Source organism: Elstera litoralis (assembly GCF_000963705.1).
Taxonomy (GTDB): domain Bacteria; phylum Pseudomonadota; class Alphaproteobacteria; order Elsterales; family Elsteraceae; genus Elstera; species Elstera litoralis.
Genome location: NZ_LAJY01000118.1, coordinates 1 through 11,479, shown reverse-complemented (window position 1 = coordinate 11,479; position 11,479 = coordinate 1). Strand labels below are relative to the sequence as shown.

Below are 11,479 nucleotides of genomic sequence, written 5' to 3'. Positions count from 1 at the left end.
TCTGAAAAACAACAATCAGGTCCATGTAGGTTTTCTCCCAAAAATATGCCCGCATAGGTGGATGCGCAGCTTTTATAAGATGTTTTTATTCGTATTTAAATATGATAGTGATGTTAAGAAAAACCCCGGCAGGTGGCTGCCGGGGTTTTTTATGCGACGGAAACCGTGCAAAAATTCTAGTGAATCAGCGTTACCGCCATCACGGCCAACAGGATAATCACGGCAATCCCCGTGCCGGTCATGGCCTTCAGGACGCTGCTGTAAAAGGCGGCGTGACGCTTTTCCATTTCGGCGATGTTGGCCATTCTGCGATCCTCGTTAGGAATGTTCTGAAAGCTTGATACCGAAATCGCGGCGCTCAGGCAACAGGCTGGCCGCGCGCAGCTTCCAAAAGCGCGAACCAATCTTGCCGCTCCAGCCCCGTCAGCGCGGCCCGATACCCGGCGAGCCGGTCGATCTGGCCGGTGCCGACGACGGCGACCGGGCGCGACGGATGGGTGAGCGCCCAGGCAAGGGCGGTGGTGCCAATATCGGCATGGCCGAGCTTTTCCCCCACCGTCGCCAGCGCCGCGCGAAGGGCGGCATAGGCCGGATCGGTGAATAATGCGCCGCCGCCCAAGGGCGACCAGAGCATCGGTGCGCGCCGCAGCTTCTGCATTTGGTCGAAGCTACCTTCCTCCAGCGCGTTGGGGTGGAGGATGGAATATTCCACCTGATTGGTCGCCAGCGGCACCGGTAGGCGCGATTGCAGCAAGGAGAATTGCCGGGGCGAATGGTTAGAAACGCCGACGTGCCGCACCCAACCCTTCGCCATCACCTCTTGCAGCGCCTCGGCGGTTTCATCGGCATCCATCAGCGGGTCCGGGCGATGGATCAGCAGCAGATCGAGATACTCCGTGTGCAGCGCGCGCAGGCTGTTCGTGACCGAGCGTAAAATATGATCGCGCGAGCTATCGTAGTGCTTCACCCGATTGTCCGGGCGCGCGGACGTCACGGGGCGAATGCCGCATTTGCTCACCAGTTGGATCGCCGACCGATCCCCCGCCCAGGCCTGCAACCCGTGCCCGAAGACCTCTTCGACGCCGAAGCCGCCGTAGAGATCGGCCAGGTCGAAGGAGGTGATGCCGAGGTGCAGGCACTGGTCGATGAAGGCGGCCAGCGGTTTCGGGTCGCGGATGTCCGGCTGCGCCAGCAAGCGCCAGGTGCCCCAAACGAGGCGCGAAAGGCTGGGACCGGCGGCGGTCAGCGGAATCTTTTTCCATCGGAAAACCCTATCGGCTGAGAGAAGGATTGAAGTGCGGCACGGGATCGGCAGGTGCATCGATATGGCAGCGCAAACCCTCTACCCGAACGCGGCTTTCCGCCAGAAGCCGCACGGCCTCGGGATAGGCGCGGTGCTCGGCAGTCAGAATGCGAGCGGCGAGACTATCTTCCGTATCGCCATCCAAAATCGGTACGGCGGCTTGCACCAGAATCGGGCCTTCGTCCATCGCCGGGCGGACGATATGCACCGTGCAACCCGCAAACCGCGCGCCGCTCTCCAAGGCACGCTGGTGCGTATCGAGCCCCTTGAAGGCGGGCAGGAGCGAGGGGTGAATATTGAGGATATTATCACCCCAGCCGGTCACGAACTCCGGCGTCAGCAGCCGCATGAACCCAGCCAGACAGACGATCTCGACCCCCGCCGCGCGCAGGGCGGCATCCAGCGCCGCATCGAAGGCGGCGCGGTCGGGGAAGTCGGGATGGCGGATCACCTGGGTCGGAATCCCGGCTTTCTCCGCCCGCTCTAACCCCTGCACGCCCGGCTTGTTCGAAAGGACCAAGCCGATTTCCGCCGGGAAATCGGGGGTAGCGCAGGCATCGATCAGGGCTTGCAGATTGGAGCCGCGCCCCGAAATCAGGCAGCCAAGCTTTACGCGCGCCATGCCGCCTCAAGATGTTTGACGTGAACCCGCTCATCGCCGCTAAGCGTCTCGACCTGGCCAACGATGGTCGCGGTTTCGCCCGCCTCAGTGAGGGCGGCGAGGGCGGCGGGCGCATCGGCTTCCGTCACCACCAGCACCATGCCAAGGCCGCAGTTGAACACACGCGCCATTTCAGTGAGCGAAACGCCCCGGCTAAACAGCCAGCCCATCACGGCGGGGGCCTGCCACTGGCTGCCGTCGAGGGTGACGCCCAGACCATCGGGCAGCACGCGCGGAATATTCTCGGTCAGCCCGCCGCCGGTGATATGGGCGAAGGCTTTCACCTTCACGGCTTTCAGCGCGGCGAGGCAGGATTTCACGTAAATCCGCGTCGGCGTCAGCAGGGCTTGGCCGACGCTGGTGCCGGGGGCGAAGGGGGCGTCGTCCGAAAGCTTCACGCCGTCTTCGGCTAGAATGCGCCGCACCAGCGAGAAGCCATTGGAATGAACGCCGCTGGATTTGAGGCCAATGACCAGATCGCCCGCCGCAACCTCGCGCCCGGTCACGACTTGCGTGCGCTCGACCGCACCGACTGAGAAACCGGCCAGATCATAGTCGCCATCGGCATAAAGCCCCGGCATTTCCGCCGTCTCGCCGCCAATCAGCGCGCAGCCCGCCTGACGGCAGCCTTCGGCAATCCCGGCGACGATAGCGCGCCCAGCCTCAACATCCAGCTTGCCCGTGGCGTAATAATCGAGGAACAGCAAGGGTTCGGCCCCCTGCACCACAAGATCATTGACGCACATGGCGACCAGATCGATGCCGACCGTATCGTGATACCCCGTATCGATGGCGAGCTTTAGCTTTGTGCCGACGCCATCGGTGGTGGCGACCAGCAGCGGATCGGTGAAACCCGCCGCCTTCAGATCGAACAAAGCGCCGAAACCGCCCAAGGAGGCATCGGCCCCGCGCCGGGCGGTCGATTTCGCCAAGGGCTTAATGGCATCGACGAGCGCATTGCCCGCATCGATATCAACACCGGCGTGCCGGTAGGTCCGTTCGTTGGAAATAGCGCACCTCTATCGCCCGATGGCGGTCTTGGTCAGGATTTGGCTCGGACAATAGCGAAATGGCGCGCGATTGCAATGTGGGGAAACCTCATCTCAGCGGATGACTTCCTTACATAGGCTGAGATACAACAGGGCGGCGGATGGGAATTTTCGCGGCGATAAGAGGATGTTCAGGGATGCGCGCTCGTCGGTTTCTTTCGGGTCTGGCCTTAACGGCGGCGTTGCTTGGCTCCAGCATGGGCTTTGCCGCCGATGAAAGCTTTAGCGTCGCGGGCATCGCCATCGATAAAACCGCCGCAACCGCTGCCCAAGCGCGCGACGCCGGGATTAGCGAAGGGCAAACGCGAGCGTGGCGTCGGCTGATCGAACGGATCGCCCTCGGCGGCGATACCAGTCGGCTGATGGGATTCACCGATAAGGACATCGCCCCGCTGCTCGAAGGCTTTGAGGTGGAGAAGGAAACCAGCTCCGCCGTGCGGTACCTTGGCACGCTCACCTATCGCTTCCGCCCGGCCTCGGTGCGGGCGCTGCTGCGACAGGTTGGAGCCGAAGAGCTGCGCGCCGCGCCGAAACCCTTGCTGCTGCTCCCCCTGTTCCGCGACGGCGACAAAAGCCTGCTGTGGGAGCCAATGAACCTCTGGCGGCAAGCTTTCGCCGCGCGCCCGCTGAAAACCGGCCTCGTGCCGCTGGTTTTACCGAAGGGCGATGAGGCGGATGTCGCGGCGCTCGACCCGGCGGCAGCCTATGACGCGACGCCGCTGAAGCTCGATCCGCTGCTGCGCAAATATGATGCCTATGAAGGGCTCGTCGCCGAGTTCGTCAATGCCGCCGATGGGGGCAGCGTGACGCTGCGCCGCTCGGGTCAAGCGATTTTCAATGAGCGTTTTCCGATCAATGTTGGGGAGAGTCGCGAGGCCTATTACGAGCGCATCGTGACGCGCCTTCAGGCCGAGCTTGAGGCGCAATGGCGTAAAGATCGCGCCGTTCAGCCGATGACGGCAACGGGCGGCGACGCCGGGGCCGTTCTCGAAACCCTGGCGGTCACAGTGCCGTTGCGCAATTTGGCCGATTGGATCGAAGTCAAAAAGCGTCTGGAAGCCGTTCCGGGGGTGCGTAGCGCCGCGTTGAAATCGATGACCCGCACCGAAGCGCTGATCGATCTGGCGCTCACCGCGCCGCCCGATCAAGCCGCCCGCAATCTTGCCCAGCGCGAGTTGAAGCTGAGCCAGGAATCCGAAGGCTATGTTCTGCGCTTCCAAGCCAGCGCCCCGGCCGCCCCCGCCCCAGCGAAAGCACCGTAACGGAGGCGATTTTGCCCGGTCCAGGGCCGCTGCTACGCCATCTGCCGAACCTCATTTCCGCTGCGCGCATTCTGCTGGTGCCGTTCACGGTGGCGGCCTTTGTGCGCGGCGATTTTGCAACCGGCTTTTGGCTGTTCGTGATTGCCGGGGTGTCGGACGCGGTCGATGGGGCGATTGCGCGGATGTTTCGGGCTCACTCGACCCTCGGCACTTACCTCGATCCCGCAGCGGATAAGCTGCTGCTGGTAACAATGTTTGGAGCCCTTGCGGTGCAGGGGTTGCTGAGTTGGGGCGTGACGCTGCTGGTCTTGGCGCGCGATGTGATGATTCTGGGCGGGCTCGCTTGGTGCCGCTGGCGCAAGTTCCCCGCCGATATTCGCCCCATTTTCGTGTCTAAGGTGAATACGTTTCTGCAAGTGTTTGTGATTGCCTGGATTTTGTCGCTCGAATCGGGAATGGTGGCGCGGGTTACGGGGGTTTCGGCAGCGACGACGGAAGTCATAACGCTGGCCGTCGAAACCCTCATGATCGCCACCACTCTTGTCAGCGGCCTCGTCTATGCCGGGCGCTGGCACCGCCTGATCCAAGGGGCTAAGGGAGTAGGGCCATGAGTGTGCGCAAATGGCGCTGGATGATCGGTTTCGGCCTTCTAGGTCTCTTGATCGTCTGGCAGATCACGCCGGTGCTGCTGCCCTTCGTGGCTGGGGCGGGGATTGCCTATTTTCTCGATCCAACGGTCGATTGGCTGGAGCGGCGCGGCGTTGGCCGGGGGGTGGGGACATTGCTGACCATCGTCAGCTTTTTCCTCGCCTGTTTGCTAATTCTGCTGCTGTTCGTGCCGATCTTGCAGGGGCAGGCGGTGGAACTGGCGCAGCGGCTGCCGACGCTGCTGACGACGATTCAGGAGCGGGTTAATCTTTGGCTGGTGGACGCCCAGCGCGATTTTGGCGTGTCGGATGCCGATGTCATCAATCTGCGCGCGGCGGCGGGGGCCGATGCGGGCAAGGCGCTGGGCTATGTCGCCCAGTTCGTCGGCAATCTGCTGGTTGGCGGGCTTGCGGTCGTCAATATCCTGTCGCTGGTGTTCGTGACGCCGGTGGTGGCCTTCTACCTGCTGCGCGACTGGGATCTGATCGTCACCAAGATCGATTCCTGGTTGCCGCTGAGTGCCGCCGAGACGATCCGGGAGCAAGCGCGCGAGATCGATGCCATCCTCTCCGGTTTTGCGCGCGGACAGGCGTTGCTGTGCCTGAGCCTCGGCGTTTTATACGCCATCGGGCTGCGCAGCGTCGGGCTCGATTTCGGCATTATCATCGGGTTGCTGGCGGGGCTTTTGTCGTTCATCCCCTTTGTCGGCGTGTTCGTCGGCGGGGTGACGGCAGTTGGACTGGCGGTTTTGCAGTTCGATTCGTGGCTTCCGGTGATCCTGGTCGCGGGTGTGTTCGGCGTCGGGCAAATCTTGGAAGGCTATGTGCTCCAGCCCTGGCTGGTGGGGGACCGGGTGCGGCTGCATCCCGTCTGGATCATCTTCGCGCTGCTCGCGGGCGGTACGCTCTTCGGCTTCCTGGGGGTGTTGATGGCGGTGCCGGTGATGGCGGTGATCGGCGTGCTGGCGCGTTTCGGCGTTGGCCAGTATCTCGCCTCCGACCTCTATAAACCGAAGCCTCCTGAAACGCCCCCTGCCGAGACGCTATGAAGGGCGTGCCCCGGCAACTCCCGCTCGCGTTGGGGTTTCAACCGGCGTTAGCGGCGGAAGATTTTCTGGTGACGCCGTGCAATGAATTGGCCGTGGCGTGGCTGAACCGCTGGCCGGATTGGCCCGCGCCCGCGCTGGTTTTAACGGGACCAGCGGGGGCCGGAAAATCCCATCTGGCGGCGATTTGGGCGGGGCGAAGCGGGGCGAAACCGCTGATGCCGGGGGCAAAGCTCGATCTCGACCGGGCGGTGCCGCCCGGCGCGCGCCTGCTGATCGATCTTCAGGCGCAGCCTCATCCGCCCACCGAGGCCGAAGCGCCCTGGTTCCATTTGCTCAATTTGCTGAAGGAACGGCAGGCGCAGGCCCTGATCGTCGCGCGGGAGCCTGCGGCGCGCTGGCCGGTTGGCCTGCCCGATCTTGCCTCGCGCCTCGCAGCACTCCCCCATGTCGAAATATCCGAGCCGGACGAAACGCTGCTGGCGGCCCTGCTGGTGAAGCATCTGGCGGACCTCGGCGCGCGGGTCGATCCGCCAGTCATCCGCTATCTGGTGCCACGCGTCGGGCGCAGTTTTGCCGCGATTTCCGATTTAGCCAAAGCGCTCAATCGGGCGGCGCTGGCGGTGCAAAAGCCGATCACGATTGCGCTCGCCCGCACGATTGTTCAGGAGCCGGACGAAGCGAGACCGGATGAATAAGCGACCCATGCTTGAGTATCGTCATCAACCTGTCATGCTCCCGGTGCGATGACTGTGCTATAGCCGCCCATCTGCTATGAGGACTCATATGACCACGGCTCTTCCCGCCCAAGCCCAGCCCGATGTTGCCCCGATTGCAACGATTTCCAAAACCTCGCCGCAACGGTTCATCAACCGCGAACTCTCGTGGTTGGCGTTCAATCGCCGCGTTTTGGAAGAAGCCGGCAATACGCGGCACCCTCTGCTGGAGCGACTGCGCTTTCTCTCGATCTCTGAAGCGAACCTCGATGAGTTTTTCATGGTCCGCGTCGCCGGTCTCGAAGGCCAAGTTGCGGCAGGGGTTTCGGGGGTTAGCCAGGATGGGCTGACGCCGACGCAGCAACTCGTCGATCTGCGCGAAGCCGTCCGCGTCCTTACCGATTTGCAGGAAGCCACCTGGCAAGCGCTGCGCACCGAAATGGTTGCGGCGGGCATCAGCCTGGCCGATCCCGACGCACTCAGCGTGGAAGAGCGCGCCTGGGCCTCCACTTTCTTCGATGAGCAGATTTTTCCGGTGATGACGCCGATGGCGATCGATCCGGCGCATCCGTTCCCCTTCATCCCCAATCGCGGCTCGGCGATGGTGGTGCAGATGGTGCGCCCGACGGATGGTAAAGTTATGCGCGCGCTGCTGCCGCAACCGGCGCAAATCCGCCGCTTCATCCGCGTGCCCTCCAGCGACGGCATCCGCTTCCTCGCCGTCGAAGATTTGATCGGCCAGTTCCTCGACCGGCTGTTTCCGGGCTTCGAGATTCTGGCAAAAGGCCTGTTCCGCATCAACCGCGATAGCGAAATGGAAATCGATGAAGAGGCGGAAGATCTGGTTCGCCTATTCGAATCGGCCCTGAAGCGCCGCCGCCGGGGTCTCGTCATTCGTCTCGTCGTCAATGCGGGCATGCCGGAAGATTTGCGCGCCTTCGTGATCGACCAGTTGCACGTTGCTCCGGCGGATGTGTTCGATACCTCGGCGATCGTCGGCTTGGCCGATGTGAAGCAAATGATCGTCGATGAGCGGCACGATCTGCTATTCCCGCCCTATAACGCCCGTTTCCCGGAACGTATCCGCGATTTCGGTGGCGATTGCTTTGCCGCAATCCGGCAGAAGGATATCGTCGTCCATCACCCCTACGAAAGTTTCGATGTGGTGGTGCAGTTCCTGCTGCAAGCCGCGCGCGACCCGGCGGTGATTGCGATTAAGCAGACGCTTTACCGCACCTCCGACAATAGCCCCATCGTCCGTGCCCTTGTGGAAGCGGCGGAAGCGGGTAAGTCGGTCACGGCGCTGGTCGAACTAAAGGCCCGCTTCGATGAAGAAGCCAATATTCGCTGGGCGCGCGATTTGGAGCGCGCGGGCGCGCAGGTCGTCTATGGCTTCATCGATCTCAAGACCCACGCCAAAGTATCGCTGGCCGTGCGGCGCGAGGGCGGCGAGCTGCGCTCCTACGTCCATTTCGGCACCGGCAACTACCATCCGATCACCGCGAAGGTTTATACCGATCTGTCCTTCTTCACCTGCGATCCGGTGCTGTGCCGCGATGCGACGCGGGTGTTCAACTTCATGACCGGTTACGCTAACCCGGACCGGTTGGAAAAAATTGCGATTGCGCCGCTTACCATTCGGCCGACGCTGCTGAAGCATATTCAGCATGAAATCGATTGTGCCCACGCGGGCCGCCCGGCGGCGATTTGGGCCAAGATGAATGCCCTCGTCGATCCCGAGCTTATCGATGCGCTCTACCGCGCCAGCGAAGCCGGGGTGAAGATTGAGCTAGTCATTCGCGGCATTTGCTGTCTGCGCCCCGGTGTTCCTGGCCTCTCGGAGAATATCCGCGTTCGCTCTATCGTCGGGCGGTTCTTGGAGCATAGTCGCGTCGTCTGCTTCGGCAATGGGCACGATCTGCCGTCGCGCTATGCCAAAGTGTTTATCTCGTCGGCCGATTGGATGCCACGCAATCTCGATTGGCGGGTTGAAACCCTGGTGCCGATTGAAACGCCGACCGTGCATCAGCAAATCCTCGATCAGATCATGGCGGGGAATCTGAAAGATCAAGCCCAAACATGGTTCCTTCAACCCGATGGCAGCTATGTGCGGCCGCCTGAAGCTTTGGATGGATTCTCGGCCCATACCTTCTTTATGACCAACCCGAGCCTTTCGGGGCGGGGATCGGGACAACGTCGGGCGGCGCAACCGCGCGCGCGCCATAAGCCGAAGGACTGAGGTTCGCGCTAGAGCATTTTTCCGTCGCACGTGCCCCTGAAAAATGCTCTAGCTCATTGTCTTTTTATGCGAATGCGTCGTTGCAAACGATGTCGTTTGCTCGGGATTTGCGCTAGATGCCTACCTCTAAACGTATTGCTATTATCGATATCGGCTCGAACTCGTGTCGGCTTGTGGTCTATCGCGATAGCTCGCGCGCGCCCTTGACTCTCTTTAACGAAAAGGTCATGTGCGGCTTGGGGCGGGGGATTACCGCCACGGGCCGCCTGAACCCGGAAGGGCGGCGCAGCGCGATTGCCAATCTTGGCCGCTTCCGCGCGCTGACGACGGCGATGAACGTCTGCGAGACCTTAATCTACGCCACCGCCGCCGTGCGCGATGCCGAAGATGGGGCCAGCTTCGTTTCGGAAGCCGAACGGGTGATGGGCCTGCCGGTCCAGGTTATTCCGGGCACCGAAGAAGCGCGGCTGTCCGCCTTGGGCGTGCTCTCGGCGATTCCCGAAGCCGATGGGATCGTCGGCGATCTCGGCGGCGGCAGTTTGGAATTGATCGACGTGGCGGGGGGGAAGCTCGGCGAGCGCATCTCCCTGCCCATCGGCCCGCTGCGCTTGATGGATGCAGCGGAAAATTCGGTTCGGCGCGGCGCGGGGATGATTAAGCGGGCGTTGCAAGATGTGCCCTGGATTTCCAATCTCAATGGTCGCAATTTCTACGCGGTCGGCGGGGCCTGGCGCACCTTGGCGCGGATGATGATGGAGCAGCGCCATTACCCGCTGCACATTATCCACCATTATGCGATTCCGGCGGCAACGGCGGCGAGCTTCTTCCAGCGCATTCACCGGATGGACCGCGACACGATCCGCCGCCGCCCCGATGTGTCGCGCCGTAGGGCCGATACGCTCCCCTGGGCCGCGATGGTCTATGAGCAGCTTTTTGCGGTCGCAAGCCCGGCCAATATCATTTTCTCGGCGGCGGGTTTGCGCGAAGGGGCCTTGTTCGACCGGCTGTTGCCGGGGGTCCGCCTGCAAGACCCGTTGATGGCGAGCTGCGAAACCCTGGTGGGCGATAGCCGCTTCGCCCTCTCCCATACCGAGTTGCTGCGCTTCGTCGCCCCGCTGTTGCCGGGCGAGGATGCTGACAGCCGCCGATTGACGGAGGCCGCGTGCCGCTTGTCGGATATCGCCTGGACCGAGCATCCCGACTATCGCGTTGCGCTGGCCTATCGCCGCGTGCTGCAAGCGCAACTGACGGGGATCGATCATCCTGGTCGGGCGTTTCTGGCGACGGCGATTGCCATGCGCTACGGGGCGAGCCGCGACGCGCTGCCGGACAATGTGCCGACGCAGCTCCTCACCCCGGCGCAGTTGCGGATCGCAAGCGCGGTCGGCGTGGCGCTGCGGCTCGGCTATCTCCTGTCGGGCGGCGCGCCGGGGGTGCTCGATCACGTATCGCTCACCGTGGACGGCACGCTGCTAACCCTGACGCTGCCAACCGACGGCTCGGTCGTGCTGGGCGATGCGGTCCATCGGCGCTTGGAAGCCTTGGGCAAGATTCTGGACGTGACGACGCAGATCGTGCCGGAAGCGGGCGTCGTTCCCGCGAAATAACTTAAGTGTCGCCCAGATAGGCGGTCAGCCCCGGCACATCGCTGCGGGCGAGCAGTTTTGTCGTTTCATCGAGGGCGACGATCCGCCCCGCATCGAGAAACGCGCAGAACTGCGCCGCGTGGCGGGCTTCGTCGGGGTGATGGTTGACCAGAATGACGGTCAGCCCGTGGGTTTGGCGGAGCCCTTCGATCAGATCGAGCATGTCACGCCGTTGGGCCGGGCCGAGGGCGGCGAAGGGCTCATCGAGCAGTAGTAAGGGGCAGGTCGGCGCCCGCACGAGGGCGCGGGCAATGGCGACGCGCTGCCGCTGCCCGCCGGAAAGATCGCGCACCGGACGGGTGTCGAACCCCGCAAGCCCCACTTGCGCCAGGGCCGCCGTCGCGGCAATCTGGGCCGCGCGGCTGTTGATTGAGGCGGGCAAAAGCCCCAAACGCACGTTCGTGCCACAATTCAAATGGTCGAATAGATTATTATCCTGAAACACGGTCGTTACCGGGCGGCGCGCGGGCGGGAGCCCGATGACTTCCTGCCCAAAGAGCCGGATTGAGCCCGCTTCCGGCGCTTCGAACCCGGCGATGAGGTTGAGCAGGGTCGATTTCCCGGCACCGCTCGGCCCGATCAAGGCGAGGAAAACCCCGCTTTCGACGGTGAGATCAAAGCGCATCGCCATTGTTTCGTAGGTAAAACAGAGGTTTTGTACCTCAAGCGCGGCGGTCACGGGTCAATCCTTTGTCGATTCCAAAAAAGACCCCCAGCCCAACCAGCAGGAAGAACAGCGCGATCACGGCGGCTTCATCGAAACGATAGCTGCCCATGCGGCTGAACAACAGCGCGGGCAGGGCGGCGGTATCGTTGGCCCCGAAGAGAGCAACCGCGCCGAGGTCGCCCAGGCTCAGCGCCGCCGTTAGTGCGGCGGCGGTCGCCAGCGGGCGGCGCAGCGTGGGGAAAT

Annotated in this window: 12 protein-coding genes; 6 read left to right on the top strand and 6 right to left on the bottom strand. The window is 62.9% G+C overall.

Features of this window, described 5'->3' with window-relative positions; genetic code table 11:
- Nucleotides 1-176: 176 nt before the first annotated feature.
- The 4 genes from VZ95_RS28025 to purM are packed head-to-tail and all read right to left on the bottom strand — an operon-like array spanning nucleotide 177 to nucleotide 2,974.
- Nucleotides 177-305: a hypothetical protein gene (locus tag VZ95_RS28025; RefSeq protein WP_269747068.1), complete on the bottom strand. Its 129-nt coding sequence runs from the start codon at nucleotides 303-305 to the stop codon at nucleotides 177-179.
- 53 nt (nucleotides 306-358) lie between these two features.
- Nucleotides 359-1,321: an aldo/keto reductase gene (locus VZ95_RS05980; protein WP_084627601.1), complete on the bottom strand. Its 963-nt coding sequence runs from the start codon at nucleotides 1,319-1,321 to the stop codon at nucleotides 359-361.
- Entirely contained in the window at nucleotides 1,272-1,925 is a 654-nt protein-coding gene (gene purN, locus VZ95_RS05975; RefSeq protein ID WP_045775045.1) for a phosphoribosylglycinamide formyltransferase, read from the bottom strand. The genes VZ95_RS05980 and purN overlap by 50 nt, the downstream gene beginning before the upstream one ends.
- Nucleotides 1,913-2,974 carry a phosphoribosylformylglycinamidine cyclo-ligase gene (gene purM / locus VZ95_RS05970; RefSeq protein ID WP_045775044.1) on the bottom strand — a complete coding sequence of 354 codons (1,062 nt, stop codon included), beginning with the start codon at nucleotides 2,972-2,974 and terminating at the stop codon, nucleotides 1,913-1,915. Before purM ends, purN begins: the two co-directional genes overlap by 13 nt.
- A gap of 176 nt (nucleotides 2,975-3,150) precedes the next feature.
- Here purM and VZ95_RS05965 point away from each other — a divergent pair, with 176 nt between their 5' ends.
- The 6 genes from VZ95_RS05965 to VZ95_RS05940 all read left to right on the top strand — a co-directional run bounded on the left by VZ95_RS05965 (nucleotide 3,151) and on the right by VZ95_RS05940 (nucleotide 10,530).
- Entirely contained in the window at nucleotides 3,151-4,275 is a 1,125-nt protein-coding gene (locus tag VZ95_RS05965; protein WP_045775043.1) for a DUF2066 domain-containing protein, read from the top strand.
- An 11-nt stretch (nucleotides 4,276-4,286) separates the two neighbouring features.
- Nucleotides 4,287-4,886 (top strand): CDP-alcohol phosphatidyltransferase family protein, encoded by a 600-nt coding sequence (locus VZ95_RS05960; RefSeq protein ID WP_052711527.1) that lies wholly within the window; start codon nucleotides 4,287-4,289, stop codon nucleotides 4,884-4,886.
- Entirely contained in the window at nucleotides 4,883-5,971 is a 1,089-nt protein-coding gene (locus VZ95_RS05955; RefSeq protein WP_045775042.1) for an AI-2E family transporter, read from the top strand. Before VZ95_RS05960 ends, VZ95_RS05955 begins: the two co-directional genes overlap by 4 nt.
- On the top strand, nucleotides 5,968-6,666 hold the full coding sequence (locus VZ95_RS05950; RefSeq protein WP_045775041.1) for a P-loop NTPase family protein: 699 nt from the start codon (nucleotides 5,968-5,970) through the stop codon (nucleotides 6,664-6,666). The genes VZ95_RS05955 and VZ95_RS05950 overlap by 4 nt, the downstream gene beginning before the upstream one ends.
- A gap of 88 nt (nucleotides 6,667-6,754) precedes the next feature.
- Nucleotides 6,755-8,923: an RNA degradosome polyphosphate kinase gene (locus VZ95_RS05945; protein WP_156995100.1), complete on the top strand. Its 2,169-nt coding sequence runs from the start codon at nucleotides 6,755-6,757 to the stop codon at nucleotides 8,921-8,923.
- A 116-nt stretch (nucleotides 8,924-9,039) separates the two neighbouring features.
- Nucleotides 9,040-10,530, top strand: a complete 1,491-nt coding sequence (locus VZ95_RS05940; RefSeq protein ID WP_045775039.1) for a Ppx/GppA family phosphatase — start codon at nucleotides 9,040-9,042, stop codon at nucleotides 10,528-10,530.
- 1 nt (nucleotide 10,531) lies between these two features.
- Here the strand turns inward: VZ95_RS05940 and VZ95_RS05935 are convergent, their stop codons facing one another.
- Nucleotides 10,532-11,248 carry a thiamine ABC transporter ATP-binding protein gene (locus VZ95_RS05935; RefSeq protein WP_156995098.1) on the bottom strand — a complete coding sequence of 239 codons (717 nt, stop codon included), beginning with the start codon at nucleotides 11,246-11,248 and terminating at the stop codon, nucleotides 10,532-10,534.
- The coding region (locus VZ95_RS25180; RefSeq protein ID WP_045775038.1) for a hypothetical protein at nucleotides 11,232-11,479 on the bottom strand (248 nt) is incomplete at its 5' end. The genes VZ95_RS05935 and VZ95_RS25180, both read right to left, overlap by 17 nt.